The 25,909-nt window shown below is 59.6% G+C and carries 25 protein-coding genes and 1 tRNA gene; 14 read left to right on the top strand and 12 right to left on the bottom strand.

What is annotated here, in order from left to right; translation table 11 throughout:
- Positions 1–83: 83 nt before the first annotated feature.
- From MHM84_RS01415 to MHM84_RS01405, 3 genes are all read right to left on the bottom strand, one after another.
- A complete protein-coding gene (locus MHM84_RS01415; RefSeq protein ID WP_239261681.1) occupies positions 84–926 on the bottom strand; it encodes a proline/glycine betaine ABC transporter permease in 843 nt (280 codons plus the stop codon).
- Entirely contained in the window at positions 926–2,131 is a 1,206-nt protein-coding gene (locus MHM84_RS01410) for a glycine betaine/L-proline ABC transporter ATP-binding protein (protein WP_239261679.1), read from the bottom strand. The genes MHM84_RS01415 and MHM84_RS01410 overlap by 1 nt, the downstream gene beginning before the upstream one ends.
- 286 nt (positions 2,132–2,417) lie before the next feature.
- Entirely contained in the window at positions 2,418–5,165 is a 2,748-nt protein-coding gene (locus MHM84_RS01405; protein WP_239261677.1) for a bifunctional acetate--CoA ligase family protein/GNAT family N-acetyltransferase, read from the bottom strand.
- A 106-nt stretch (positions 5,166–5,271) separates the two neighbouring features.
- Here MHM84_RS01405 and MHM84_RS01400 point away from each other — a divergent pair, with 106 nt between their 5' ends.
- The 5 genes from MHM84_RS01400 (at position 5,272) to glp (ending at position 9,058) form a co-directional block, all read left to right on the top strand.
- Entirely contained in the window at positions 5,272–6,225 is a 954-nt protein-coding gene (locus MHM84_RS01400) for a histone deacetylase family protein (protein ID WP_239261675.1), read from the top strand.
- A 92-nt stretch (positions 6,226–6,317) separates the two neighbouring features.
- Positions 6,318–6,950, top strand: coding sequence for an XRE family transcriptional regulator (locus MHM84_RS01395; protein ID WP_239261673.1), 633 nt, complete (start codon positions 6,318–6,320; stop codon positions 6,948–6,950).
- A 53-nt stretch (positions 6,951–7,003) separates the two neighbouring features.
- Positions 7,004–7,318, top strand: a complete 315-nt coding sequence (locus MHM84_RS01390; protein WP_239261671.1) for a DUF1244 domain-containing protein — start codon at positions 7,004–7,006, stop codon at positions 7,316–7,318.
- Entirely contained in the window at positions 7,315–7,845 is a 531-nt protein-coding gene (gene moaB, locus MHM84_RS01385; RefSeq protein WP_239261669.1) for a molybdenum cofactor biosynthesis protein B, read from the top strand. The genes MHM84_RS01390 and moaB overlap by 4 nt, the downstream gene beginning before the upstream one ends.
- Positions 7,838–9,058, top strand: a complete 1,221-nt coding sequence (gene glp, locus MHM84_RS01380; RefSeq protein WP_239261666.1) for a gephyrin-like molybdotransferase Glp — start codon at positions 7,838–7,840, stop codon at positions 9,056–9,058. Before moaB ends, glp begins: the two co-directional genes overlap by 8 nt.
- A gap of 9 nt (positions 9,059–9,067) precedes the next feature.
- Here glp and MHM84_RS01375 read toward each other — a convergent pair whose 3' ends face one another.
- The 7 genes from MHM84_RS01375 to MHM84_RS01345 form a co-directional block, all read right to left on the bottom strand.
- Positions 9,068–9,616, bottom strand: a complete 549-nt coding sequence (locus tag MHM84_RS01375; RefSeq protein ID WP_239261663.1) for an ACP phosphodiesterase — start codon at positions 9,614–9,616, stop codon at positions 9,068–9,070.
- Between the two features lie 9 nt (positions 9,617–9,625).
- Positions 9,626–9,979 carry a TusE/DsrC/DsvC family sulfur relay protein gene (locus tag MHM84_RS01370; RefSeq protein ID WP_239261661.1) on the bottom strand — a complete coding sequence of 118 codons (354 nt, stop codon included), beginning with the start codon at positions 9,977–9,979 and terminating at the stop codon, positions 9,626–9,628.
- Between the two features lie 3 nt (positions 9,980–9,982).
- Complete coding sequence (gene tusB, locus MHM84_RS01365; protein ID WP_239261659.1) at positions 9,983–10,273, bottom strand: sulfurtransferase complex subunit TusB; 291 nt, start codon at positions 10,271–10,273, stop codon at positions 9,983–9,985.
- Between the two features lie 17 nt (positions 10,274–10,290).
- Positions 10,291–10,662, bottom strand: a complete 372-nt coding sequence (tusC, locus tag MHM84_RS01360) for a sulfurtransferase complex subunit TusC (RefSeq protein WP_239261657.1) — start codon at positions 10,660–10,662, stop codon at positions 10,291–10,293.
- Positions 10,663–10,676: 14 nt separating this feature from the next.
- The gene (gene tusD, locus MHM84_RS01355; protein ID WP_239261655.1) at positions 10,677–11,069 is read right to left on the bottom strand and encodes a sulfurtransferase complex subunit TusD; all 393 of its coding nucleotides are present in this window, start codon (positions 11,067–11,069) and stop codon (positions 10,677–10,679) included.
- A gap of 86 nt (positions 11,070–11,155) precedes the next feature.
- The gene (locus MHM84_RS01350; RefSeq protein ID WP_239261653.1) at positions 11,156–11,821 is read right to left on the bottom strand and encodes a Bax inhibitor-1/YccA family protein; all 666 of its coding nucleotides are present in this window, start codon (positions 11,819–11,821) and stop codon (positions 11,156–11,158) included.
- A gap of 149 nt (positions 11,822–11,970) precedes the next feature.
- Entirely contained in the window at positions 11,971–12,273 is a 303-nt protein-coding gene (locus tag MHM84_RS01345; RefSeq protein ID WP_239261651.1) for a hypothetical protein, read from the bottom strand.
- A 166-nt stretch (positions 12,274–12,439) separates the two neighbouring features.
- On the opposite strand from MHM84_RS01345, the gene MHM84_RS01340 reads away from it, so the two are divergent.
- The 4 genes from MHM84_RS01340 to MHM84_RS01325 all read left to right on the top strand — a co-directional run bounded on the left by MHM84_RS01340 (position 12,440) and on the right by MHM84_RS01325 (position 14,798).
- Positions 12,440–12,529 (top strand) — tRNA-Ser (locus MHM84_RS01340).
- A 297-nt stretch (positions 12,530–12,826) separates the two neighbouring features.
- Positions 12,827–13,078, top strand: coding sequence for a DUF1654 domain-containing protein (locus tag MHM84_RS01335; RefSeq protein WP_239261650.1), 252 nt, complete (start codon positions 12,827–12,829; stop codon positions 13,076–13,078).
- Complete coding sequence (gene umuD, locus MHM84_RS01330) at positions 13,075–13,524, top strand: translesion error-prone DNA polymerase V autoproteolytic subunit (protein WP_239261649.1); 450 nt, start codon at positions 13,075–13,077, stop codon at positions 13,522–13,524. Before MHM84_RS01335 ends, umuD begins: the two co-directional genes overlap by 4 nt.
- Complete coding sequence (locus MHM84_RS01325) at positions 13,521–14,798, top strand: Y-family DNA polymerase (RefSeq protein WP_239261647.1); 1,278 nt, start codon at positions 13,521–13,523, stop codon at positions 14,796–14,798. The genes umuD and MHM84_RS01325 overlap by 4 nt, the downstream gene beginning before the upstream one ends.
- A gap of 732 nt (positions 14,799–15,530) precedes the next feature.
- On the opposite strand, the gene MHM84_RS01320 is transcribed toward MHM84_RS01325, so the two are convergent.
- Positions 15,531–15,701, bottom strand: coding sequence for an Arc family DNA-binding protein (locus MHM84_RS01320; RefSeq protein ID WP_239261644.1), 171 nt, complete (start codon positions 15,699–15,701; stop codon positions 15,531–15,533).
- A 107-nt stretch (positions 15,702–15,808) separates the two neighbouring features.
- Between MHM84_RS01320 and MHM84_RS01315 the strand changes: the two genes are divergently transcribed.
- The 5 genes from MHM84_RS01315 to MHM84_RS01295 all read left to right on the top strand — a co-directional run bounded on the left by MHM84_RS01315 (position 15,809) and on the right by MHM84_RS01295 (position 19,167).
- Positions 15,809–16,093, top strand: a complete 285-nt coding sequence (locus MHM84_RS01315; RefSeq protein ID WP_239261642.1) for an Arc family DNA-binding protein — start codon at positions 15,809–15,811, stop codon at positions 16,091–16,093.
- The gene (locus MHM84_RS01310; protein ID WP_239261640.1) at positions 16,090–16,971 is read left to right on the top strand and encodes an endonuclease; all 882 of its coding nucleotides are present in this window, start codon (positions 16,090–16,092) and stop codon (positions 16,969–16,971) included. The genes MHM84_RS01315 and MHM84_RS01310 overlap by 4 nt, the downstream gene beginning before the upstream one ends.
- A 240-nt stretch (positions 16,972–17,211) precedes the next feature.
- A complete protein-coding gene (locus MHM84_RS01305; RefSeq protein ID WP_239261638.1) occupies positions 17,212–18,384 on the top strand; it encodes an ImmA/IrrE family metallo-endopeptidase in 1,173 nt (390 codons plus the stop codon).
- On the top strand, positions 18,384–18,908 hold the full coding sequence (locus tag MHM84_RS01300; protein WP_239261636.1) for a DUF4411 family protein: 525 nt from the start codon (positions 18,384–18,386) through the stop codon (positions 18,906–18,908). The genes MHM84_RS01305 and MHM84_RS01300 overlap by 1 nt, the downstream gene beginning before the upstream one ends.
- 46 nt (positions 18,909–18,954) lie before the next feature.
- Positions 18,955–19,167: a hypothetical protein gene (locus MHM84_RS01295; protein ID WP_239261634.1), complete on the top strand. Its 213-nt coding sequence runs from the start codon at positions 18,955–18,957 to the stop codon at positions 19,165–19,167.
- Here the strand turns inward: MHM84_RS01295 and MHM84_RS01290 are convergent.
- Complete coding sequence (locus MHM84_RS01290) at positions 19,164–25,862, bottom strand: LPD38 domain-containing protein (protein WP_239261632.1); 6,699 nt, start codon at positions 25,860–25,862, stop codon at positions 19,164–19,166. The two genes, MHM84_RS01295 and MHM84_RS01290, sit on opposite strands and share 4 nt — an antisense overlap.
- Positions 25,863–25,909 lie beyond the last annotated feature (47 nt).

The raw sequence follows: 25,909 nt of genomic DNA, 5'->3' as shown, positions 1-25,909 counted from the left end.
GATGACATGGTCGAGTCACCGGCCGATAGATGGCCGACGCCCGCTTTTACCGGCCTGTGATCAGGCCGGGCCTTACAGCGTTGTTATTTTGCTTTTTTGCCATGGCGCAGAGCCTGGGTCAGGCGGTCCAGGATCATGGCCAGAATGACTACCGCAATGCCGGCCTCGAAACCATCGCCGGGGCGCAAACGCTGGATGGCTTTCCAGACCTCGTTACCGAGACCATCGGCGCCGATCATGGCTGCGATGACGACCATCGACAGGGCCAGCATGATGGTCTGATTGATGCCCGCCATGATGGTGGGTAGCGAGAGCGGCAACTGTACCTTGATCAGCTTCTGACTGCGTGTCGAGCCGAAGGCATCCGCCGCTTCGACCAGGTCCTTGGGAACTTGGCGGATACCTAGCGTCGTGAAGCGGATGGCCGGTGGCATGGAAAAGATCACTGTGGCAAATATGGCCGAGACGGAGCCGATGCCGAAGAACGGGATAGCCGGAATCAAGTAAACGAAGGCCGGCATGGTCTGCATGAAGTCGAGTATCGGCATGATCAGACTGTAGAACCGGTCGGACACTGCCGCGAGGATCCCGAGCGGCAAGGCGATGATCACCGCGACGAGCGTAGCGATGACGACCAGTGTCAGCGACTCGATCATCGGATCCCAGAGCCCCAGATTCCAGATCAGCAGCAAGCCGAGTACCGAGCCGACAGCCAGGCGAATGCCAGACAGCCGCCAGCACAGCAGACCGATCAGTGCCATGAGCGCCCATACGGGCATCCACATGAGGGCATCGTTCAAGGCATTGATGCCGGTCTGGGTGAAACGCGAAATGCCGCGCGTCACCATCGAATATTCAGAGGTGAGAAAGTCGAGCCCGCCTTCGATCCAGTCGCCCAGCGGAATACGAGGAATGTCGATAGCCATCAGTGTTCTCCTGCTTCAGCCAGTTCCGCCAGTACGGCACCCTTGACCACGACGCCGAGGAGTCGCTGATCATCATCGATAACGGCAATCGGAAAGCTCTTCTCATTGAACATGGCGAACAGGTTATGCAGTGGCTCGTCGGGGCCGACGCGTGGGAAGTCGTCGCTGATTATCCCCTCCAAGGTATTCCTGCCTTCGCGCGCCGCCCGGTTGGCGTCATCGGCTTCGATCAGGCCTATCAACTTGCGTTCGCGATTGGTCACGTAAATGGAGTCGAGGCCGTTCTCGCTGAGCTTGTGCAGCACGGTTCTGGGACCGTCGTCGGACTTTGCCGTCGCCCGCACCGGCCGCATGGCGTGGCGAGCAGTCAAAACACGAGACATATCGACGCCTTCGATGAAGCGCGCCACATAGTCATCGGCGGGCTGCGTCAGAATTTCTTCCGGCGTGCCGATCTGAACGATTTCCCCATCCTTGAGCAGGATGATGCGATCGCCAATGTTGAGGGCTTCATCCAGATCATGCGTGATGAAGATGGTGGTTTTCTTCATGCGATGCTGGAGTTCGAGCAGCTCCTGCTGCATGTCCTTGCGAATCAACGGATCGAGTGCCGAAAACGCCTCGTCCATGAGCAGGACCGTCGAGTCGTTGGCCAGGGCACGGGCCAGGCCGACACGCTGTTGCATGCCTCCCGACAGTTGATTGGGAAAAGCATCTTCCCATCCATCCAGGCCGACCTGCTTGAGTGCAGCACGTGCCTTTTGGGCACGTTCGGCCTTGTCGACTCCGCGAATTTCCAGGCCATACTCGGCATTGAGCTGCACACTACGATGAGGAAACAGCGCGAAATGCTGAAAGACCATCGAAAAGTGGCGGCGACGACATTCGAGCAGCTCCTTGTCGCTGAGCTTGGGAATGTTCTCGCCACCGATGATAATGTCGCCTTCGGTCGGCTCGATCAGCCGATTCAGGCAGCGAATCAGGGTCGACTTGCCGGAGCCGGACAGGCCCATGATGACAAGTAACTCCCCTTCCTTGACATCGAAGCTGATGTTGGAAAGGCCTAGCGTCTGCCCCGTCTTTTCGAGAATTTCGGGTCGTTTGAGCCCTTGGTCACGTAACTCGAGCGCTTTCTTCGGCTGATTGCCAAAGACCTTGCTCAGGCCGCGCACCTGAATCTTGGTCTGTTGTGTATTGTCGCTCATCGGCTTGTCCGTATGTCGCCCTTCGGTTCCTGTCGACGGCGCGCCCGGGTCGGGCCAATCGCTAAACCATAGCGCAGTGCGATGCTTTAGCGCCGCGACAATAATAAATCGTTATGGAAAAGCAATCATACGGTTTTATTCAAAGCTGGGCAAATCAGAAACTCTGATGGTTGATCAACGGTTCAATAACCCGGGCCTGCCATTGTGGGCTTCTGGAGCATTTTTGAACGTTTCCGAGTCAGGCGATGCCACAGCTGCGCGAGTGTGAACCCGACCGGGCTTGCGCTCAGTACGCCTGGTTTTCCAGGCGGTGCCGCTGCCATTCGCTGGTAGGCTCGTTGAGGCGCAGTACGGCATCCACGACCTGCTCCTCCATGTTGTAATGCAGGGTAAAACCGAGGTGCTTCATGAGCGCACGCATCGGATGGTTATCGACCATGATCTTGCCGACCATTTCCAGCGTGCCGACCCCCTTGCAGTAGCGGATCATCTTGTTCATCAGTGCACTGCCCAGGCCTTGCCCTTGAAGATCGTCGCGGATGATGATGGAAAATTCGGTGCGAATATTGTCGGGGTCGTTCCACACCCTGACGACCCCCAGCATTTCCTTGCTGTCGTCGTCGCGAACGTGCTCGGCGATGAAAGCCATCTGCCGGTCGTAATTGATCTGCGCCAGGATCGACAGGTCGCGCTTGGTCAGATCGGCCTTGTTATGGAAGTAGCGAAAACGAATGCTCTCTTCGGAGAGTTGGGAATGAAAACCGGTGATCAGCGGTGCGTCCTCGCCGCGGATGGGGCGGATCTCGACTTGCATTCCATTCTTCAACATCAACCATTCACGCAATTCTTCCGGATACGGCATGATTGCATGTCGTGCCGGAGTACCCAGATCCATGGCGAAATCGACCGCCACCAGTCCGTCGCGATTGAGTAGCAGCGGATTGATTTCGAGCCCCTTGAGCTCGGGCAAATCGGACGCGATTTGAGATAGTTTCACGAGTAGCTGGCACAGGCGATTTATGTCGCGCTGGGGAGTGCGTGAATGCTCCAGTATCAACTTGGCGGCATGGGTATGGGACACCAGGTCGTTGGCGAGTGTCATGTTCAACGGCGGTAGCGCCACATGGCGATCGGCAAGGACGTTGACTTTGTAGCCACCGATGCCGAAGACGATGATCGGGCCGAAAATGGGATCGCGAGTGATCCCGGCGCACAATTGCATGGAATGCTTGCCACGCTGCATGGCCTGCAGACAGTAGCTATAGATACAAACGTCAGGGAACTTCTCACGAACCTTGTCGCCCAGTTGCCGCACCCCTTCAGCGACCTGCTCGGGGGTATGAAGATCCTGCAGCAGTCCCGACGACAACTTGTGAGGATGCTTGCGGTATCGATAAGGCACACAGTTGTGTTCGTGGACCACTTTCAGAGCCATGCGCCCCTCGAACTCCACTGCACGTGCCGCACCCTCCTCGGCGGAAAACACATAGCAGCTCGGGGCGGTGGGAATTCCGTACGCTTCGAGGACCTTGCCGGTTTCTTCATGAGTCAGCTGGTCTCTTCCGCGTTCCTTGGCAGCCTCGATCAGGCGATGACAACGGGCGCGAATTTCCGGGGTCGTGGCGAAGGGCAAGCTGGGGGGCGTTTCCTGCAACAAGGCCTGGACACGCTGGTAATCCACCATGTGCATGAAGGCCTTTACGGCCTTTTCAGGAGATATGTAAGTCGGTATGCCCGCGAGGTTGCATTCATGGCGCGCTGACAAGGCTTCCTCGAGCCCCATCCAGCTAGTCAGCAGGTTGCGCTTGAAGCGCCTGCGATTGGCGACCAACGCCTCTGCCGTGGTCTTCGAAGGGGCCATGCGTGTCGGGGCATGAACGACCAAGACGCTATCCACGCCGGGGTCGTTGGCGACGATCTCCAACGCCTCCACGAAGCGCTCCGGCCGCGCATTGCCACCTAGGTCGACCGGGTTGCGCCCGGGCAGGCTGACATCGAAATCCCCTTTGACCAGTGCCTGGCGGGTCTGGTCGGTGAATTCCGCCAGCTTGCCTCCCGCCGTGATGAGCTTATCGATGGCCAGCAGTGCCGGGCCAAGCCCATTGGAGACGATGGCCAGGCGGTCCCCGCGCAGCGGCCTCATGCGCGAAAGCGTTTCCAAGGCATCGAAGAGTTCGTCGGAGTTGTCGACTCGCACCACTCCGGCACGGGCCAGGGCGGCATCGAAGATGACGTCGCGGTTGGCGACACCCGGCGTCGGAGGAACATCGGAAAGCTCCGATTGCGGCGTGCGTCCGCTCTTTATAGCCAGCACGAGCCGATTGCGCGACGCGTCGCGCAATGCCGTCATGAAGTGCTGGGAGTCGAAGATACGTTCCAGATGCAGGAGGATCGCCTGCGTTGGCGAAAATTGATTGATGTAATCGATCAGGTCGGGGAGCATCACGTCGATACTGTCCCCCAACGTCACCAGATGCGAAAAGCCGATCCCCCGGCCCGCCGCCCAATCGATCATGGCGTTGCCGAGCATCCCCGACTGGCCGAGGTAGGCGACGCGTCCCTGCTTGACCGGCTGACTGGCGTAGGTCGCATTGAGCTTGCGTCCAGGCACGATCAACCCAAGGCATTCAGGGCCCAGCACACGGATTCCCGAACGTCGGGCGGCTGCCAGCATCTGCTCGCGGATCGAGGTGCCATCGTCGTCCTGATCGTTCAGGTAAGAGCCCCCGGAAAGCACCATCGCCGCCCGTACGCCGAAGCGTCCCAGTTGCTGAATCAACTTGGGTACCGTGGCCACCGGCGAGCAGACGATCGCCAGGTCGGGAACTTCGGGCAGGTCGCTCACGCGTTTAACGCATGGCCTTTCGAATACCTTGGCATAGCCTTTGGGATTGACTGCCCAAATGGTGCCTGGAAACCCGCTATCCTCCAGGTTACGGATGACCAGTCCGCCCATGGAGTGGGGTTTTTCGGAAGCCCCGATGACTGCGAGGGTTCTCGGCTCGAAGAAATGGCGTAGAAAACGCGTACCCACAACCTGACTCCTTGCTCATCGTCATCCCTTGTGTACGACTTATTGCCACTGTCATGCAAGCATCGGGCGCAATTAATGTCGCAGCTTGTCGTTCCGGAGAGCCGCCATGATCACTTCCTTTATCACCCACCCCCATTGTGATCTGCATCATATGGGGCCGGAGCATCCGGAAAGTCCCCTGCGCCTGGAAGCCATTCGCAAACGCATGGCCCTGGCCGGCATTCTTCAGCAGACCATGCAATCGGAAGCGCGTCAGGCCAGTGACGAGCAGTTGGCTCGCGTGCATCCGCAGCGCCACTTGGTCGCCCTTGGCAAATGCGTGCCCGAGCACGGCCTGATCAACCTGGACAACGATACGTTCATGAATCCCCACAGCCTCGACGTGGCTCGTCTGGCCGCGGGAGCCGTGGTGCGTGGTATCGATCAGGTCTACCGTCACCAGGCCGACAACGTCTTCTGTGCCGTACGGCCGCCGGGACACCATGCCGAAGCCACCGAGGCCATGGGATTCTGCTTCTACAACAATGTGGCCGTCGGGGCCGCCCACGCGCGTGCCAAGTATGGCGTAAAGCGCTTGGCCATCCTCGATTTCGATGTGCATCAATGCAACGGCACCATCGACATTTTTGCCAATGACCCGGACGTGCTGATCTGCACCAGTTACCAATACCCTTTCTATCCTTGGCGTTACCTGCGCCCCGAGGCAGAGAACGTCGTCTGCACCCCGCTGGATTCCGGCACCGACAGCGTGGCCTTCCGGCATGCCATCGAACGGGACTGGCTTCCTGCCCTGCAGGCCCACCGGCCTGAGCTGATTCTCGTCTCGGCCGGCTTCGACGCCCACCGTGCCGATCCGATGGCCGAGTTGTGTCTCGATGACGAGGACTACCACTGGATCACCACGCTGATAATGGACGTGGCACGCATTTATGCCGGCAAGCGGCTGGTGTCGGTGCTGGAAGGCGGCTATGACCTGGATGCGCTGGGCAGGAGTGCAACGGCGCATGTCCAGGCGCTGCTGGGGTTGCCTTACACTCGGGAAGAGGAAAAAGCCATTTGACAGAGCGAGGAGGGTGCTTCGCGTTACGCCGCCCTTTGCCGAGAGTTCCTGTGATAGGATCGAGGAAACTTTATTTCCTATAGTGAACCGCCATGTCAGCCAACACCGATCAAGAGGCGGCGCTTCGCATTGCTTCGGGTCGCAAGCCGTTCGTAGAGCCGCTGAGGCTGGGTGAACGACTCAAAGAAATTCGCCTGGCCAATCAGTGGACGCTGGAGGATGTCAGCCAGCGTACCGGGCTGGCCCGCTCTACGCTGTCCAAGATCGAGAACGATCAGATCTCGCCGACGTTTACGGCGGTACAGAAACTCATCGGCGGGCTGGGCATCGACCTGCCCCAGTTGCTCAGCCCGCCCAAGCCGCAGAGCCGGACGTTGGGGCGGCGAGACCTGACCCGCGTCGGCGAGGGCCAGCAGCACCCAACGCCGACCTATGAGCACGAACTGTTGTCCTGGCAGCTTGCACAAAAGCGCATGATACCTTTCAAGACCATTGTCAGGGCGCGGCGCTTCGAAGAGTTCTCCGAGTGGGTGCGCCACGATGGAGAGGAGTTTCTCATCGTTCTCGAAGGGATCATTCGGCTATATACCGAATTCTACGAACCGTTGGTACTCGAGCAAGGCGACAGCATCTATTTTGACAGCGACATGGGCCATGCGCTGGTGTCCGCGAGCGATCACGATGCCATCGTACTTTCCGTGTGTACGCGTAGCGATGCGAGCTGACCGGACCGATCCGGCGGTCATCATCACTCATCTCGATCAGGGGGAATCCTGCCATGCAACAATTGGACGATACGACACGCACCGAACTGGAGGCGGCCGCCTTTCGGCGTTTGCTTCAGCACTTGGATGCCAACAAGGACGTTCAGAACATCGATCTGATGATCCTGGCGGACTTTTGCCGTAACTGCCTTTCCAAATGGCTGGTTGCCGCTGCACAGGAGCGAGGCACCGAACTCGACTATGAAGCGGCTCGCGAACATGTCTATGGGATGCCCTACAGCGAGTGGAAGGACAAGTACCAGCAACCCGCCACACCGGAGCAGCTCGCGGCACTCGATGCACGTCAGAAAGCCAAGGAGCGTTCATGAGCGATACCGGGAGCGCCTTCGTCCCTCTGAATATCGCGGTATTGACGATTTCCGATACCCGTACGGAAGACACCGACCGTTCAGGACAGGTGCTGGTCGAGAGCCTGACGATGGAAGGTCATCGTCTGGTCGAAAAACGCATCGTCGCCGACGATGTATATCGCATTCGCGCTGAGGTTGCCGAGTGGATAGCCGATCCGGGGGTACAGGTCGTGCTTACTACGGGGGGAACCGGCTTCACCGGTCGCGACTCCACGCCGGAAGCCATTGGCGTCCTGCTCGACAAGACGATCGAAGGCTTTGGCGAGCTGTTCCGCCATCTTTCCTGGCAGGAAATCGGTAGTTCGACCATCCAGAGCCGTTGCCTGGGCGGACTGGCCAATGCCACGGTAATCTTCTGCCTGCCTGGGTCCACGGGCGCCTGCCGTACGGCCTGGAACGGCATCCTCCGTGAGCAGCTGGATAGCCGCCACAAACCATGCAACTATGCCAACCTGGTCATTCCCGGGCGAGGGACTCATGGCTGAGCAACACGGCTCCGGGCTTCAGAGTGTGGAAGAGGCGTTGAGCGCCTTGCTCGAAGACGTTGAAGCCCTTTGCTGCGAGACGCTTCCCGTCGAGCGCGCCGGCGGTCGGGTGCTATCGGAAGACGTGATCGCGCAGCAAGATGTGCCCCCCGCCGACAATAGCGCCATGGACGGCTATGCCTTGCGCCTTTGCGATGCCGGAAAGACGCTGCCGGTCAGCCAGCGAGTGGCTGCTGGCATGCCCCCTGCCCCATTGGCGCCGAAGAGTTGCGCCAGGATATTTACCGGCGGCGAAATTCCTGCCGGTGCGGACTGCGTTGTCATGCAGGAAAAGGTAGCAGACACCGCGGAGGGGATTCGCTTCCCCGCCGGTATTCCTGAAGGCAATAACATTCGGCGTCGCGGTTGCGACGTGGCGTTGGGCAGTAAACTCTTGCGGGCAGGCACTTGTCTCGAGGCTGCCGCGCTCGGCCATCTCGCCGGGCAGGGCATTACCGACGTCAGTGTGCGCCGCCGCCCCCGGGTTGCCTTGCTCTTTACCGGCGATGAGATCGTCGATCCGGGCAAACCGCTATTGCCGGGACAGATATACAACTCCAACCGTCCCATGTTGCAACGGTTACTGGAGCGTTTCGGTGCCGAGGTCGTCATGGCGGAGTCTGTACCCGACCGCTACGAAACGACCTGTGACATGCTCCGCCAAGCCGCCGCAGGGGCCGATGTGGTGGTTACCACTGGCGGCGTCAGCGTCGGTGAAGAGGATCACGTCAAGCAGGCGCTCGATGCGCTTGGTTCATTGGATCTGTGGCGCCTGGCGATGCGCCCGGGCAAACCGCTGGCCTTGGGGCGCCTACCTCGTGACAGGCACGATGATCAGGTTAGGTTCGTAGGGCTGCCAGGCAATCCGGTATCGAGTTACGTAGGGGCGTGGCTATTTCTCCGGCCCCTGATGGGACGACTGCTTGGCTGTCCCATGCTCGAGTCGCTGCCACGCGTCTATGCTAGCGCAGGATTCAAGGCGCAGACCCAGGGGCGACGACATTACATGCGAGTCAGCCTGGAATTCGGTCCGGAAAAAAACGTGGCGCATGCCTTCGCCGACCAGAACTCCAATGTACTCTCGTCCTGCATCGATGCCGACGCCCTGGCTATCGTGCCGCCGTTTGCCGACATTGACGAGGGCGATACGCTGGAATGCCTGTGGCTGAGATAAGAAGTCGACTCAGCGGCTCAGGCGGGCGCTGATATCTGGCCATAGCCGATGGAAAGCGTCTTCCATAGCCGTATAGTCCTCTTTCAGCCAGGGAACGAGTTCCTCGAGACGGTTGGGGCCGCTTAGGCGGCGGCCCAACCCGGCCAAGGCCTTGCAGGTAAACTCGAAATCGGCATAACCACGCAGCCAGTCCTGGGCCAACATTGCCGGCACCATGCCGCCCAGGCGCGCTGGCGCGTGCCGTCTACCCAGCACACGGTAGGTACGCTCGATAATGGCATCGTCCTCGAGATCGCGGGCAAGGAAGTGGTCCCAAACCATGTCCAGGGCCACCCCGGCAAAGCGCCTGCCACCACCCGGCGCCCTGGCGCGGGCGGCCAGTACCTCGGGGTGTATATCGACCGTGGCATCGACACGTCGATGATGGCGAATGCCGTTGGCTACGTCATCAGACCAGGCGCCCAGATCGCTTCCCTTAACGCCATCGGCAATCAGATTGCCGAACAGAAAGTCGTCGCTGCCGCCCTTGGCCAGTAACGCATGGGCTAGAAAATTCACGGGCCCTCATCAGAGGCAGTTGGTGGGTTTCGGCAGGCCGGCAAGACGTGCGGCCACCTTGGCGGGACTCTCCGGAAAGAGTTTCATCAGGTGAAGGGACCTGCCCTTTTCCGCTCCCAGCGTCTGCCCCACGGCCTTGACCAGGGGGCGCATGGCCGGTGCCATCTCATAACGCCTGTAGAAGTCCCGCAGCACCTCGATGACCTCCCAGTGCTCCTCGGTTAGCACGCGTCCCTCCCTGGCTGCCAGCGCCTTTGCGACCTCCGGCGTCCAATCGTCCAGGTCGACCAGATGCCCTTCGGGATCCAGCGCGATTTCTTGGCCATCGACCGTCATCTCGATCCCATGTGTCCGTGCCGTCATTGATCAGTACCAACTCACCGTTTGCGTCGCCTGCTCCGTCAACGCCACGAAGCCATCCATGTCGACCAGTTCGATCGCTGGGTCACGCCTGTCTTCGAGCCCCCTCGAGGCCAGATCCTCTTGGAGTGCATAGACACGCCCTTGGATGGCGGCGAAAACGTTGGCTAATGGCCCAACCGCACCATATACCCCATCCTCGATGAGAAGTAGCCGATCATTACCGCTCATGGCACGCAGTGTGTCGAGCGGAACCCGACTTGATGACTGTGAACGATTAAGTATATGCAACAGCATGCCGTCCTTCCTCTCGGCTAGAAGCTATAGATCGGTGAGTGCTGGGCAAAGAGTTCGGGTAACGAGACTGCCTCAACCGGGCTGGCGGGCAATTGGAGATCGGCGACGGTCAACCCCCGCTGGGTCAGTGCCTCGCTATCGACAAGCAATGTATCGATATCGTACATCTCCAGCATATCCAGGGTAGGATGCGTACCCTTTTGGCCGAGCGGCCCATGCTGTTGTCCGGAACGAAGAGCCAACACACCGTCCCCGAGAAAAAGCAGGTTGACCGTTTTGCCCAGTGCAGCGCCGACCAGCGCCACATCGAGCCCCTCGCGTAGCCAGCTACTGCCATGCGGCGCATGGCGCAGCACGACGAGCATGGGGTGATTGGTCGTATCACTCATATCTGTCGAATTCACTATGGTGAAAAAGTGACCAGCCGGTCGTGACTGGTATGAACGTCAATGAGTTGACCGAGTCCAGTCAGCTCAAAAGGCGCTTCGAGGGTGTATCCCTCCTTGCCATGACGTCGCGCCTCGCGTTCATCGATGATGCCGCGCCGCAATGCCGCTGCGATACACACCAACAGTGACGTACCGTGGTCTTCATGCAGCTGGCGCCAAGCCTCTACCAAGTGGGGTTCGTCCTGGGGTGGGGCTGCCAGCCGCGACGCATTGTAGACCCCATCATGGTAAAAAAAGACCGTACCCAAGGTGTGCCCCCGAACAATCAGGGCATGGGCAAACCGTAGGGCAGAGTGAGCGGCTTGCTGGCTGTAGGGAGCGCCTTGTACCAGTAGCGCGTAGTTCATTCTGACTCCCTTCTTGCCAATGAGTAAAAGACATGGCCCCGTCCATCCGGACGGGGCCATATCGATAATACCCTGACGGCGTTTATTTAGTCGTCATTCATGATGCCGAGCAGAGACAACAGGCTGATAAAGAGATTGTAGATCGAGACATAGAGCGTAATCGTAGCCAGGATGTAGTTCGTTTCACCAGCACGGTGCACGATCTCGCTAGTCTGGTAGAGAATGACTGCCGACGAGAACAACACGAACCCAGCGGAGACCGCCAGAGCCAGTGCGGCAATGTCAAAAATCATCGCCACGACCATGGCGAGAATCAGGACGATGGCGCCGGCCATCAGGAAATTGCCCAGGAAGCTGAAGTCCTTGCGCGTCAGCAAGGCGACGGCAGACAGGCCGACGAACGTCGCCCCTGTCATGGCCAGCGCAGTCATGACCAGCTGTGCGCCATTGGGTATCGACAGGTACAGGCTAAGCACTGGCCCCAAGGTAAAGCCCATGAAGCCGGTAAAAGCGAAAGCCGCCAATAGCCCGGCCGTCGAATTCGCCGTCTTGTGCACCAGAAACATCAGCCCATAGGCCCCGATGAAGAACACGAAGATGTTCATCTGGCCGACGCCCATGGCCATGGCTGCTCCAGCCGTCACCGCCGAGAACAGCAGCGTCATGGCAAGCAGCATATAAGTATTGCGCAATACCTTGTTGGTACTGACCTCACGCGTCTGGCGGTCGGTCACATGCGACTGATAGGCCATCGATTTGGCTCCCCTGTAAAGTTGCTACCGTTAGATCAAGAATGCCGCCTTCTGGTTCCCTGTGCAAGTTACTAAAGTCGTGATCAAGCACATAAAAAAGGGAGCCCCATCAATCCCGGGACTCCCTTCGCAGGCTTATGAAAGCCGCATCAGAATTGCTTGAAATGATGGCCTCGCTGCTCGAAGGTCTCGAGTTGCGATAGCGTCTCGACGGCGGAGCGTAAACATTCCGAGTCGTTGGGGTCGTCGATCTCCACAAGTAACAAGTTGGGGGCCCCTTCACTGTTATGAGCGTCGCTCGAGGGCGTTACCGGCAACTGCTGCAGATCACTCATCAATTCGACATAGCGATGATCATCGTCGTGCCGTCCTACCGCACCGATAATGTGGATATTGGCCAGTTGGAGTTCCTTGGCCTGCTCGATAGGCACCCGTACGGTGTTTCCTGACATGGGCTTCTCCTCGGTTACTTAGGTGCCTCTACAGGCTGGTCCGATTAACCTCTCTTTGCCACAATTTTCTGCCGCCGCGCCGATTCGCATCATCGCATTAAGCTTATGATTGCCAACGCCCTCTTGACGAATCCTTAAAAGTTGGTAGTATGCAACGCCGTGAGCCGGAGGGATGGCAGAGCGGTTGAATGCACCGGTCTTGAAAACCGGCAAGGGTTAACGCCCTTCCAGGGTTCGAATCCCTGTCCCTCCGCCAAAACATAAAGGGGAATCAGTTACTTAGCTGATTCCCCTTTATCGTTTGTGCGGTTAAAAAATCGCCAAAGTGCAACGGGTGCAACGTTCTCCGTTGCACCGCCCGCCCTAGACCAGTGCCTAAACGCTTGTTTTTCGACCAAGGTACTAGGCCACATCATACTCGCCCGCCTCATCCTCCCTTGCAGTTCTTCCGTTGAACACTCCCGAAACGCTTCGTTGTATTAGCGGTTGCCTAACCGCGTTCCTGTATCGAATACTGTATAGGTAAACAGTACTTCAAACAGGGAGGAAAACCATGGCAGTACAGGCGCAGGCAGCGGAGACACCGCCCTCTTATCTCAAGCTCGGCCAACGCGTGCAGCGCGCGGTCAATACGCCTCGGGCCCGCATGGCTCATAGCGTCATCCTGGAACGTCAGCCGGATGAGAGCGTCGAGGACTGGGAGGCGATGCTCGAGGAGCTTGGCACCCACGGCAACGTGACGATTACGCGTTTCGATGACGACTCCGTGGGCCTGCGCTGGAACGTGGCGGAGCGTGCGGTATGACGATGGCTTTCGACATCCTCGGTCGCGTCGATGAAGTGACCCCGCCTACTTTACTGCCATTGGCCGCTGGCGAAGTCCGGGCCGGCTTCCCTTCCCCAGCCGATGACTACCTGGAACGGGATCTCGACCTGGTCGGGCATCTGGTTCAGCACCCCTCGGCCATCTTCTACGTGCGCGCCAAGGGCGATTCGATGCTCTCGTTCGGCATCTTCGATGGGGATTTGCTGATCGTTGACCGGGCGCTGGATCCGCGTCCGGGCGATGTCCTGATCGCCGTCGTCGATGGCGAGCTCACCTGTAAGCGGTTGGGCATGACCAATGGCTGCACGGCGCTCATCTCCGGCAACTCGGCCTATTCCCCGATCGTGCTGGACGGCTGTGATGTCACTGTCTGGGGCGTGGTCACGCACAACATCCATGCTCACCGGCGTGGAGTGGGACGATGATCGGGCTGGTGGATTGCAACAACTTCTACGTCAGCTGCGAGCGGGTGTTCAATCCGAAACTGGAGCGGCGACCGGTCGGCGTCCTTTCGAACAATGACGGCTGCATAATAGCCCGCTCGGCAGAGATTAAAGCGCTCGGTGTCGAGATGGGAACGCCGGCATTCCAGCTGCCGCCTGATATTCGGCGTCAATGCGTCCTGCTCAGTTCGAACTACACACTTTATGGCGACATGAGCCGGCGAGTGACCGAGACGCTGCGTGATTTTACGCCCGACGTCGAGATCTACAGCATTGACGAATCCTTCCTGGGCTTCGATGGGTTCGCCCGGGACAAGCTCGAGGCTCACTGCCAGAAGATGCGCCACATCGTTCGGCGCAACACTGGCATTCCAGTCAGCGTCGGTCTCTCGACCAGCCGCACCCTGGCGAAGGTGGCCAACAAGTTAGCCAAGAAACTGACAGCGTTAGAGGGAATCTGTCTGCTTGATCCTGATGCCCGAGTTACGCGAACCATCCTGGAGCGTACCCCTGTCACCGACTTATGGGGTGTAGCCAGGCGTACAGGCGTCCGGCTGGGTGACATGGGTATTCACTCGGCATGGGAGCTTCGCCAAGCTGATCCCAAGCGCATGCGGCGGCAATTCAGCGTGGTGATGGAGCGGACGGTCTGGGAACTACGCGGCGTGGATTGCATCGAGACCGACGATATCGCCAGGCCCAAGCAGAACATAATGACGAGTCGGTCCTTTGGCCGGCTGACCGGCTATAAGTCGGACCTGCGTGAAGCCATCCGTGTACATGCCAGCCGCGGGGCCGAGAAGCTACGCCGGCAAGGCTCGGTAGCCCGGGCCATTATGGTGTTTCTGCAGACGAACCGGCACCGCCTAGACCTGGCACAATACAATCCCAGCCTAGTGGTGCCACTACCCCGCCCCTCCGACGATAGCCTGACTATCGTCAACGCTGCCCAGCGTGCACTTGATGAAATGTATCTGCCCGGGTACGCGTTCATGAAGGCGGGCGTCATGATGATGGACCTGGCCGACAAGGCGACGCTGCAGATGGATCTGCTCGACACACCACAGTCGGATGTCGATCGGCATCGTAATGAACGACTCATGGCTGTCATGGACAAGATCAATAGGGAGCATGGCCGGGACATGGTCAGCGTCGGCAAGGCGAAGAAAGACAGCGCCTGGAAGCTACGCTGCCAGCACCGGACGCCACGATATACCACTCGGTGGGACGAACTGCCCGTGGCGTGGGTAAGATAAAGCCACAAAGAAAAGCCCGGCCACTGGGGCCGGGCTATCTAGCGCTGCTTTCCGTGCTACCACCACAGGCATCCTGCCCGTGCATCCTTGGTCATTGAGCCATCCATGTGCTCGGCCTTCCTTGCTCGAGCTTTCCTTAGCTCGATGGATGCAGTGTGGCAGGTATAGCTGGGTCACGATATAGACTATGTTGGTGGTGCTTGTAGGAGATCTACGACACGTAGCGTAAGCAATGCTCAGATAACTAGTAAGAAGGCCCCACCATCCTGGCAGGGCCTTCTAATGACGTAGACTTAGGGCGATCCCAAAAGGGAACGCAGGATGAGACGTCCCAGCGACGTTAACACGCTAATTACACGGCAGCGTCAGAAAACTCATACAATTCATGTAAGACATTCACGACAAGCGATGACAGGGAGCGGCGTACTTTGCCTCAACGGCGCGTTGCTCGCCGCATCGAGTGGGCCAGCTTTGCTGCCATTATGATGTGGGCATGGCACTCCACGGCATGCCTGCTCCCCAGCCCCTGCAATGCGGGGCCCAGCTCTGTCTGCCATCGATGGCACAGCCATTTGGCGTGATAGCACAGCAGGTTGAGGTCTGCCGCTTGCTCGCTGTTGAGTGTGACTCGCCCTTCCCTACGCTTCCAGTATCCGGCGTGGCGCTTCCCTGTCCCTGTTAGCCCCTGATGACTTCTGAATCTACTCACTGACCTACCTGCGTAAAAAGTGACTATCGGGTCGGCTCGCTGTCGTTCTTGGCGCCCTCCTGGGCCCGTCGCGACTGCTCTAGCCGATACGTGATTTCGGCGCTCAGGCTCCGGCGGTTACGCTTGGCCTCTCGCCGCAACCACTCCTTTATACCAACGGGCAGGCGTACGTTGGTCTGAACAGTAGCGGGCATGACGGGCTCCTTTCCATCAAATGGCTATTAAAAACGTAGCACACTGCTTTATTGTCACATGTAGCACTTTGCTACATTCTCGCCCCATGAGAGAAAACGAAGCCCAGATGAACCTCCGTGTACCCAAGGATCTGCGTGATCTGATCAGGGAGGCGGCCAAGCGAAATAACCGCACTCAGACGGCGGAAGCGGTGTCGCGCCTTGAAGAGAGCTTCGCCCGCGAGGGTATTGTCCGCGAAGGGGCTGAGGTAGGTCCGCGCATCTCGACCGACTCCGATACGCGAGAACTGATCGTGGCCATGGAGATGCTGCTCAACCAGGTCGATCTGATGCGCAAGGAATTGAACGGCAGGCTTAAGGGGCTCAAAGGTGGCGAGGACGAGCAATCTTGAAGCATCGCACCCTCCTTCTGCTCTCCTGCCTGCTTATTGCATTGCCCACGTTTGCGGATGCTCCTTCCTCTTTCTCGGCGGCCAAGCGGATTGCTTGGGAGATTTATGCTGACCACCGGGAAACGTTCTACTGCGGCTGCAACTACAGCGGGCCAAACAACACGCCGGACCTGGAAGGCTGCGGCTACCAAGTACGCAAACAGCCCAAGCGTGCAGCGCGCATCGAGTGGGAGCACGTCATGCCGGCGTATGATTTCGGGCGTGCGATGCAGTGCTGGCAAGAAGGAGGTCGCAAGAATTGCGAAGCGACCAGCCCCGAGTTCAACCGTGCCGAGGGCGACCTCATCAACCTGGTTCCATCTATCGGCGAAGTGAACGGTGACCGTTCGAATCTACGCTATGGCATGGCCACGAGTGTTGATGCGTTTCAGTACGGCGCCTGCCAGTCGAAGGTCGATTTCGGTGTCGATCGATTCGAGCCGCGTCCCGAAGTGAGGGGCGATATCGCCCGGACGTACTGGTATATGCGCGACACCTACGGCATAGATATCAGCAGTCAGCAGCAGCGCCAATTTGAAGCATGGGCCACGGCGGACCCCGTTGATAGCTGGGAGTTCCTGCGCAACCAGCGTATCGCCGCTATTCAAGGCAGTGGCAATCCGTATATTGAGCCCAACGCTGAGCCGGCACCACTCCCCACACCAGCTGCCAACGATCCGATCTTCGCTCAGCCGTCAGCGCAGTTTGATTGTGGGACGAAGAAGACCTGTGGCGTCATGGCCTCATGCGAGGAAGCGATATTTCACCTGCAGCAGTGCGGGAATGGAAGGCTTGATGGCGATAACGATGGTACGCCTTGTGGGGCTATCTGCAGGTAACAGTACTGCTGCTTCATGACAGAGGCGCAAATAAGCCCTGACACCACATCAGAAGCCGTTAGGCAACAGTGAGCCTGGGCAGGCGATGCATTACTTCAAAGCAGCAAATAGCGCAAAAAAACCGCCCTATCTCTGCTTTGTGCCTGGCCTTAAGGAGCGCTAATCTAGTTGGCACGTCGTGCTCTGCAGTCTACGCATTAAGGTATCGGCGCCGAGCCGAAGCCGATGGAGACATAGGTAATGGGTAAAGCAAATCCAGACATACTCAAGTGGGCGAGAGAAAGCGCCGGCCTGAGCCTTGAGCAAGCAGCGAAAAAGCTGTCACTCAAGAGTACAAACATGTCTGGGGTAGAAGTGCTGCAAGCTTTTGAAGCCGGCGAAAAATCCCCTACTCACAAGCAGTTGATGATAATGGCCAAGCAGTACCATCGGCCGTTTATCACTTTCTTCCTGCCAGCACCTCCCCGCAGCGCGTCTATGGGGGAAGACTTTCGACGCCTGCCCGATGCGAAGAGGGAAGAGCACGAGGGTAGCGTGAATGCCTTGGTGCGAGATATCTATACTCGCCAGTCTCTAGTGAAAGATGCTCTCATTGATAGTGAAGAAGACGAGGCGGTGGAGTTCGTCGGAATGGGTCTCAAAATGCCGGAGATCGACGAAGCCTGCCAAGCAATAAGAGATTATTTCGGGATCGATATCACCGAATATCGAAAAAAGCCGAATGCGCACGAAGCCTTCAACTATTTGAGAGCGCTCGTTGAGGAGCGAGGCATTTATGTTCTGCTTATAGGCGATTTGGGCAGCCATCACTCTTCAATAAGCACCGATGCATTCCGCGGTTTCGCTCTATCCGATCCGATCGCACCGTTTGTTGTAATCAACCAAAACGACTCGAAGCCTGCCTGGTGCTTCACGCTACTCCATGAGGTCGTTCACCTCTGGCTGGGCAAGACGGGCATCAGTGCTCAAACACATGAGCATCAGGTTGAACGCTACTGCAACGATGTGGCGAGTCACATCCTAATTACCTTGGACGAAATCAGACTGCTCTATAGCGATGCTCGGCGATCTGAAGAGCCTTTCGCAACGGTTCTGCAGCGCGAGGCCAACTATTTCAATATCAGCGCCTCGCTCGTTGCCTACCGCCTGTTTAGGGCCAACCTGATAGACCAGGGGAAATGGCAGCAGATAAGCGATGAGCTTCGTGAGCTCTGGCTTAACAGCAAGGCTACACGCAAAAAAGAAAACTCGGGCCCAAGCGGTAATTTTTACAATACACAACGGCACCGCGCTGGGGGCGCACTGATTGGCCTAGTGCGCCGGTCGCTCCATGGCGGGGTGCTTACCGAGACGAAGGCTGGGAGAGTACTGGGAGTAAGCCCAGGTAATGTTGCTGAAATGGTAGGGTTGTAATGCCAGTTAAACAAAAAGAATTGTTCCTACTTGATGCCAACGTCATCATCCATGCTCACGACCTCTACTACCATATGGATCGGGTGCCGGAATTTTGGGACTGGATCGAGTTTCATGCCGCAAACGGTTCGATCGCCATGCCGTACGAGACGCATGATGAAATAAAAGGCGGAGCCAACGCCCAGCACGTTCAATGGGCAAGGCGTAGGGATGTGCGGGATAGGTTAGTCCTAGATGAAGAGTTTGATCCAGTTCTATTGAATAGGGTTATACAAAAAGGTTACGCACCCGACCTGAATGAGGTGGAGCTAGAAAAGATCGCAATGGACCCATTTCTGGTCGCCTATGGGTTAAGGGATCCCGCTAATCGCATTGTCGTTTCCAATGAGGTTTCAAAGCCAAGCAAGAAGCGCGCGAACCGCAAGGTCCCTGACGTCTGCAGCGCCGTTGGCGTGAGGTGCTGTAATGTCTACCAGCTCCTTAGAGAACTAGACTTCCGGACGGATTGGCGTAGCGCAGTTTAGATTATAGCCCCTCGCATTTCACGCTACGCCCCGTTACGCTGCATCCATGGACATGGATACCCTTGGCCCGGTACTGATGACTCTGCCGCTTTTTGGCTTGATGGTCATGACCGTGATGCCTCGTGACTGGCAGAACCTGCAGGGCTGGCTGATTGTCAGCTTCGTGGCCATCCCTGGCCTATTGCTGGTGATCTGCTTTCCCCCGCTGGTGTTCGGGCTGCTGTTCTTTGCCGGCGTGTTCGCCAGCAAGAAACGCTAGCTGGCTGCCCTCGCCTCCTGCACCCGCTCGCCCAGCGCACGTTGGATCTGGTTCTTCACCGCGCGTAGCCGATCCATCCGCTGTCGCTTCTCATCGCTACCGAGATTCGAGCGACGCACCATATCCATCTGCTGGTTCACCTTGCGCAGTCTGGCCTGAGCGCGATTGAGCGCCGGGCGCAGCCGTAGCATGGCCTGCTTGCTGTCGGCTACTTCCCGGGCTCGCTCCAGTTCGCCCATCTCACGCAGTTCCTTCACGTCGCTATAGGCGCGCTGGGCAGCCTGCAAGCCGTCATAGAACAGCGTGCCGTACTTTGTGTAGCGGTCCTCGTCACCCAGGTTCTGGTAGAAGCGGCGCACAGGTTGGTATTCGTACCAGTGCTGGGCCGGGCTCTCCTGACCGTTGAGGGTACGCCAGCCGACATCGGTCGCCCCGGCTGTCCAGGCGCCGACCTGCCCCAGGTAACCCTGAATCAGGTGATCGACCTGGACTGGAGAGAGGGCTAGCGGATTGTCTTCCTTGGAGATGCCCAGCCACTCACCGAGCGCACCGGCCGTGCTGTTCAGTGCCGTGCTGACGCCCTGGCCGACAGCCGTGGTGCTGCTGTTGCGGCGCAGTTCCGGCGACAAGCGATCCATGCCCATGCTCTCGATCGGCCGCCCGGTGAAGTCATCCTTGTTAGAGTAGACATTCAGCACCGGCTGGAAGGCCTGCGGCACCGGCGAGAAGCTGAATGTGTCAGTGAGCATGTGGGCCAGGCGCTGACGGAACAACTTGCCCGTGGCTTCATCGTCCATGGCCTGCTCGAGCATGCGCTCAGTGAGGGTGCTGATGGCCCCCACCTCGAACGGCTTGGGAATGAAGAAGGCCTTGTCACCGACCCGGAAGAACCAGTAGGTATCCTTCTGCCAGTCCTCGAGCTTCTGGTATTCCTCGTCATCGTAGTTGTGGGCGTACAGCGCCATGGTGGCCATGGCTAGCGCACCGGTGACCATCCAGAAGCGGGCCGCTGCCTGGCGGTCGTTGACGCTGGCCTGCCCCTGGCCGAAGGCTTCCAGCACGGTATTGGCGCCGGGCTTGATGCCGCTGCGGTAGATCTTGTCTAGGCCCTGCAGGCGAGCGTTCAGGAACGGCACGATATCGATGAGGATACGCACCGCCGGCCAGGCGCCGTGCGAACTGAAGTCCATCAAATCGCGGGATTCGAAGGCGCTGTACAGCTTGCCGCGCCCTGCATCCCGGTTCTGCTGATAGATTGCCCCGCGGTTGAGGTTCTCGGCGAAGTTGTTGACGTCATTCCACTTGGACCATAGGGTGCGCACCGCATTGGGCACCATGCTTGGTCCGCTGACCATATTTGCGTTGCGCATGTCCCGAGTCAGTTGGGCACGCAGTTCGTCGGGGTTGCTGCCGAACAGATGGCCGAAGTTGAACGATGCCCCGCTGGCCATCATCCGGGCATTAGTGCGGGCGTCCTTGAGCGTGCGCCCTCCCGTAATCACGTTGGCCAGGGCGTTCTTGCTGACGTTCGACGTTGCCGAGGCCTGCAGGCTGTCGCGGATCAGGTTGGCCACGACGAACTGCGGCGTGATCGTCGTCATGTTGGTAAACACGCGCTTGAAGCCACGCATGATCTTCATGGCTGACGAATTCATGCCCGGGTGGGCCAGCGACGTGATGGCCTTGAATACCATCGGATCATCGATCTGGTAGAAAACCTTCTGGCCGTTGCGCATCACGAAGGTGCTGTTGGTGGTGTCGCGGTTGGATTCCGGCACCTGGCTGGCAATGCCCACCGCCTCGGCGTTGTCCACCGCCTGCATGGCCGCCTGGTTCTTGAGACTGGCTTCCATCAGGTGGTGGAAGTTCATCATCGTGTTCTGCAGCAGGTCGTTGAGGTTGTCGGTACCGCCCTTCAATTTCTTGACCGCCTGTTGGCGGGACAGGCCGCTGGTGGCGATCGGCCCCTCGAAGGACTTGTCCTGCTCGTTGATGCGGTAAAACGGCACGTAAAATTCATCGCGCCACATGGCCCGCTGCTCGCCGCTGATGATGCCGGACTGCTCAGCGATGGCCAGCACATCATCTCGGTACTGCTGGAACTCGGTGAAGACGTCATCATAGAGCTGCGAACGGTTCTGCCCGCTCTCTGTGCTGCCACGGTTCCAGTTGCGCATGGCATCGATCTCTTCGGCGGCGAACAGGTTCTCTCTGCCCTGCTTGGCAAGCTGGTGAGAGCGGTTGCCGGCAATCCAGCCCATGAAGCGCTCGATCTCGGCCGCCGAACCCAGGCGTCCAAGCACACTACCCAGCCCGGTGCTGCCATCGTCGCGAATGTCGATGACCTTCTCGTCTGGATCCAGGTAGACCCTGCCATTGTGGAGCATGGCATTCAGGGCGCCGTTGGCGGCATTGGCCATGCGGGCCAGCACCCAGCTCGATGAGGCCGTGCTGTTCTGAACTACGTCCTTGTCGTTGGCGGCCGCCTGGTCGATTTCCAGCAATGCGGCATAGCGATCCACCATCCCCTGGCGTATGACTCGCCTTGCTACCTCCCACCGTTCCATGAAATAGGTCATCGCCTGGCCGTTACGCCAAGCCTGAATCGCTTCGCTCAAGGCGCGCTGCGTCGGCGTCTTGGGTCCGATCTTATTGGCAGCACTGCGATCAGTGTCGGTGAAGTCGGCGAACTGGTCGGCCAGTGGTGTGCGTGTCTTGCCGGCCAGGGCGAAGCGCAGGGCCTCTTCGCTGTTGGGTGCAGGGTCCGCCTGACGCTTCTGCAACCAAGCGCGCGACTGTTCACCGAGGGCCAGTACATCGGTATAGGACCACGCTACGCCGGGGAACAGGCGGCGCAGTAAGCTGCGGATCTTCGCGATGGCGCGCTGCCAGGCCTTGGGCCGATGCCCCTTCTCCAGGAGGTGGGCCACCATCTCTTCAGCAATGGTCACCTGGTCGTCGGGGTTGTTCTTATCGAGGAAGTTGTAGGTTTCCAGCACCTCGTTGAGCGCTTCGCGGCCCTTCGGATGATGCGGCAGGTTGCGGTACAGGCTGCGCATCACCGGGACCAGTTCCTCGCCAAGCACGCCGCGCATGCCCTTGTGCCCTACGGCTTCATGCACTGCGGTCTGCACCGCCTGAGTGAGGCTGAGGTTGTTGCCGGCGATAATGTAGAGCTGGTCACCCAGGTACAGGCCTTTCACGTCACGCGGGTTCACGCCCTGCAGGGCCATGGCCATGATGGCGTTCTGGGGCAGCTCGCGCGGGTGATCGATGATTGTGAAGTCACCGAGCTGCTCTTCCATGCCGGCCAGTGCATTGCGCACGGCTTCGGCGGTAGGTGCATCAGCGCCTGCGTCGGAGTCCTCGAGGCGGTAGCGGGTTCCGCCATCCAATGAGCCCTGCGTCTGCTCTGGCGCGGCCTCTACTTCTTGGGCTTCTGCAGTCCCTTGGGCAGGATCAGCTTGTCGCCCTTCGGCAGCGTCTGGTTGGCGACGTGCAGTGCGTCCTGAAACATCCCGCGCAGGTGCTCGTTGCCCTACTGCTTCGGCTTGTCGGAATCCTTCATCGAATACGTCCTGGGTGGTTGTTGTGTCTTCGAAGAGTGCGCCGTTCTGCTCGCCTTCGGCACGCACGCGCACAGCCTGGCCAATGTATCGCATGGCCTGCTCGAGCGCAGCGCGGGAGCGCATGTTGGTGTTGAGCCCTAATGCCAGGTCGGCGGTCAGGGCCGGTACCGGCTCGGCAAAGGCATCGGTCTGGTTGACCAGCTCACGAATCGGCTTGCCGTCCTGACGGGAGCGGCGCACCAAGCGCACGGCGTCATTGATCGTATCGATGGCGGCCAAGGCATCCTGACTGCCTGTCTCGCGGGCAATGGCCAGGTCCGGCGCCGCGGCTTGCAGGGCTCCGGTCAGGTTGCGCATGGCGTCGCCCTGCTCGGTCGCCATCTCGACCATGTCGCTGTCGGCATAGGCCTTTGAGAATACCGCGCGTTGCATACGGCTTGCCAACTCGGGCGTGGCCTGGCCATCTCGCGTGGTGTAGCGGCTGGCTTCGTTGCTACCCAGGCGAGAAACGAAAGAGCGTAGGAAGGCCCGGTTGCTGGCGGCCAATGGGTCACCGGATTGGTCGGGAGTCCACTGCTGCAGATCCTCCGCGCTCAGTCTGTCGGCGTCGGCCTGCGCCTGCTCGTAGCTGGTCATGCCGGCGACGGTCGATTCGTTGGCTCGGCGGGCAAACTCGGCGCGGTCGATGCTGGTCACGCGCTCGCGCACCAGGACCGGTTGCGCCATATCGGCAACAGCTGCCGGGTCCATGCCCATGGCCTTGGCCTGCTGGGCGACGAACTGACGATAGCGCTGCGCCTGGCTGCCGCCTTGCTGGTATGCCTGCGAAATCGCCATGGTTCGCCCATTGCCCGACTCCACGACACCGTCGGCGCCGATGATCGGCGCGCCAGTGCCAGCATCGTTGCTGCGACCGAGTCGTTCGGGGTTCAGGTTGGCGGCGATATTGCGTACCTGCACCTGACTGTTGGCGTTCGTGCGGTCGCGCGGCTGCAGTTCCGCTGGGAAGCGGGGGTTCTTGCGCCCATCCGGCGTGTTGGAAGGCGTCAGCTCTGCCAGGTCCATGATGCGGTACCGGGCGCGCACCGGCGTGTTGTCCGCCAGGTAGGCGGTCTCGATCGGACCGCGGGTGCGGGCAAGCTCGGCAACCTCTTGGGCGCGGCGCTGCTGCTCGGCGCGCTGGGCATCGTTGTCCTGCTGGGCTCCGGTATCCGTGAACCGGGCTCGGTCGAAGGTCTGGTCCAGTCCGGTGTTGGCATTGCCTCGCTGGGCCACCGGACCGTCACCGTATACGATGCCCTGGTCGGTCAGTTTCGGACGCTGCGCGGCCACGTCCTCGCGCATGCGCTGGGCGCCCTGCTGCTGGGCTGCCATACGCTCATCGCGACGTACCGTGCGCGCTTGCTGGTCGTATTGGGTGGTATCGGCGGTGGGGCCACTGCCGTAGATTGTGCTCGGGTCACCTGGGGGCAAGCGGCGGCTGTCCTGGCCGAGCAGGCCTGCCACTCTCTGCGCTTCGCCATCAACCAATTCTCCCTCGGCTTGCACGGGACGCTCGCTGCTGCCGGCACGATTCAGCGCGTCGCGCAGGTTACGGGCAATCAGCTCGGCGCGATCGACCATGCGCTCGGCTTGGTCAATGTAGCCGACCTCATGCGCTGCAACGGCACGGTCGAGCATACGGTTGATATTGCGGAGCCGGGTCTGGCCCTGGTAACTCGATCCCTTGGCCATGTGCTGCAAGTCGTCTAGTTCACTCATGACCAGTTGGATGCGATTGCCAACTTTGGCATCGCGCTGCAGTTCAGCCTGGACCTTGCCCTCGGTGGCCTGCTCCTGACGGGTTATCCCATCGGCCATCTGCTCGGCCTGTTGCGCTGCCTGCGCCTGGCTCAGGGCGTCCCCGCCGGATGCGGCGGCCTGCTGGCGAGCTTCGGCAATCGCCTGGTCCTTGCGACGCTGGGCACGTTGTGCCGGAGGCATGTCGTACTCGGCCCAGGCGTCGCGGTATTCCTGCTGGCTGACGTTGGCATTGTCGAAGACCAACGGATCAGGATTGCCGTCCGGGCCCTGCTCGGTCGGCGGCAGGTTGCGGGCCTGTTCGATGCGCTGCACCTGGCCTTGAGCCCGGCTTCGTTCGGCAACGCCGGCAGGGGCGCCCATGGCGGCGCCCATCAGGCCACCGGCAGCAGCCTCATCGATCATCTGCTTCCAGTTGACCTCACCCAGGTTGGCCAGAAGCGACTCGCCGTTGTTCTCCACCCAGTAATTGGCGTGCTGGCTGATCAGCCCCTGCAGGCCTTCAGTGCCGCCTTCGAGCAAGGTCTGCAGTGCAGAGCCTCGCCCAGCCGCCGCTGCGGTGCCACGATTAGCAGTGCGGCGTAGACTGCCCAACACGCTGTCGGAGATCTCATTGGCCGCCCGGTTGGCGATCTCGTCGCCACCAAACTTGCGTAACGCATAGATGGCCGGGATCGCATCCAGCGCACCGGCAACGGCGCCGTGGGCCAGTGCGACATCGGCACGCTCGACCTCACCCATGATGGCACCGATCTCCATGCCGGTAGAGGCGGTATAGGCCCCGGCCGCCTGGCCCAGTCGCTTGGCAGCGAGCTTGGCCGATTCCTTGACCGCCTGACCGGCCAGTAGCTTGGCGCCCTGACCCGCAACAACACCACCCACACCACCTCCTGCCATGGACGTGGCCAGCATCGGCAGCAGGTTGCCTGCGGTATAGCTCGCCCACTGCAGTGCGCTGGTCTCGGGATCGCTGAATAGGTCAGTGAAGCCATAGCCGAGCGCGTTCTCGTCGGCCTCGGCCATGTTCGACTGGTAGATGTCGCGACCGGCATCGAGCATGCCTTTACTTTCCAGGCCTTCACCGGCAGCCATGATGAGGCCGCCACCCATCGCTTGAAGCTGGTCCACACCGGCGGACAGGCCGGCCATGAAACCGGGCTCGCTATCGCTCTTGGTCTGTGCGGGTTGGCCACTCACGTAGGCGTCGAACTCGTCGTCGCTGAAGTAGCTGAATTCGGGGGACTGGCGAATGAGGGATTTCAGTTCGGTGTCCGAGCGATCGCGCAGGGACGGATTCTTCTGACGGATTTCGTCAAGCAGAGCCATGAGGCGTTGTCTCCCGACAAGGCTGGTAGGCACTAGACGTGATCAGG

The sequence above is a fragment of the Halomonas sp. McH1-25 genome (genome assembly GCF_022348165.1).
Lineage (GTDB): Bacteria > Pseudomonadota > Gammaproteobacteria > Pseudomonadales > Halomonadaceae > Modicisalibacter.
Note: the sequence above shows the minus strand (reverse complement) of the source record. Positions and strands in the feature narration are given on the sequence as shown.

What these genes read in the sequence shown, in the direction of transcription:
- MHM84_RS01415 (WP_239261681.1), bottom strand. Translation starts at nt 926, where the DNA reads ATGGCTATCGACATTCCTCGTATTCCGCTGGGCGACTGGATCGAAGGC.
- MHM84_RS01410 (WP_239261679.1), bottom strand. Translation starts at nt 2,131, where the DNA reads ATGAGCGACAATACACAACAGACCAAGATTCAGGTGCGCGGCCTGAGC.
- MHM84_RS01400 (WP_239261675.1), top strand. Translation starts at nt 5,272, where the DNA reads ATGATCACTTCCTTTATCACCCACCCCCATTGTGATCTGCATCATATG.
- MHM84_RS01395 (WP_239261673.1), top strand. Translation starts at nt 6,318, where the DNA reads ATGTCAGCCAACACCGATCAAGAGGCGGCGCTTCGCATTGCTTCGGGT.
- MHM84_RS01390 (WP_239261671.1), top strand. Translation starts at nt 7,004, where the DNA reads ATGCAACAATTGGACGATACGACACGCACCGAACTGGAGGCGGCCGCC.
- moaB (WP_239261669.1), top strand. Translation starts at nt 7,315, where the DNA reads ATGAGCGATACCGGGAGCGCCTTCGTCCCTCTGAATATCGCGGTATTG.
- glp (WP_239261666.1), top strand. Translation starts at nt 7,838, where the DNA reads ATGGCTGAGCAACACGGCTCCGGGCTTCAGAGTGTGGAAGAGGCGTTG.
- MHM84_RS01370 (WP_239261661.1), bottom strand. Translation starts at nt 9,979, where the DNA reads ATGACGGCACGGACACATGGGATCGAGATGACGGTCGATGGCCAAGAA.
- tusB (WP_239261659.1), bottom strand. Translation starts at nt 10,273, where the DNA reads ATGCTGTTGCATATACTTAATCGTTCACAGTCATCAAGTCGGGTTCCG.
- tusC (WP_239261657.1), bottom strand. Translation starts at nt 10,662, where the DNA reads ATGAGTGATACGACCAATCACCCCATGCTCGTCGTGCTGCGCCATGCG.
- tusD (WP_239261655.1), bottom strand. Translation starts at nt 11,069, where the DNA reads ATGAACTACGCGCTACTGGTACAAGGCGCTCCCTACAGCCAGCAAGCC.
- MHM84_RS01350 (WP_239261653.1), bottom strand. Translation starts at nt 11,821, where the DNA reads ATGGCCTATCAGTCGCATGTGACCGACCGCCAGACGCGTGAGGTCAGT.
- MHM84_RS01345 (WP_239261651.1), bottom strand. Translation starts at nt 12,273, where the DNA reads ATGTCAGGAAACACCGTACGGGTGCCTATCGAGCAGGCCAAGGAACTC.
- MHM84_RS01335 (WP_239261650.1), top strand. Translation starts at nt 12,827, where the DNA reads ATGGCAGTACAGGCGCAGGCAGCGGAGACACCGCCCTCTTATCTCAAG.
- umuD (WP_239261649.1), top strand. Translation starts at nt 13,075, where the DNA reads ATGACGATGGCTTTCGACATCCTCGGTCGCGTCGATGAAGTGACCCCG.
- MHM84_RS01325 (WP_239261647.1), top strand. Translation starts at nt 13,521, where the DNA reads ATGATCGGGCTGGTGGATTGCAACAACTTCTACGTCAGCTGCGAGCGG.
- MHM84_RS01320 (WP_239261644.1), bottom strand. Translation starts at nt 15,701, where the DNA reads ATGCCCGCTACTGTTCAGACCAACGTACGCCTGCCCGTTGGTATAAAG.
- MHM84_RS01315 (WP_239261642.1), top strand. Translation starts at nt 15,809, where the DNA reads ATGAACCTCCGTGTACCCAAGGATCTGCGTGATCTGATCAGGGAGGCG.
- MHM84_RS01305 (WP_239261638.1), top strand. Translation starts at nt 17,212, where the DNA reads ATGGGTAAAGCAAATCCAGACATACTCAAGTGGGCGAGAGAAAGCGCC.
- MHM84_RS01300 (WP_239261636.1), top strand. Translation starts at nt 18,384, where the DNA reads ATGCCAGTTAAACAAAAAGAATTGTTCCTACTTGATGCCAACGTCATC.
- MHM84_RS01295 (WP_239261634.1), top strand. Translation starts at nt 18,955, where the DNA reads ATGGACATGGATACCCTTGGCCCGGTACTGATGACTCTGCCGCTTTTT.
- MHM84_RS01290 (WP_239261632.1), bottom strand. Translation starts at nt 25,862, where the DNA reads ATGGCTCTGCTTGACGAAATCCGTCAGAAGAATCCGTCCCTGCGCGAT.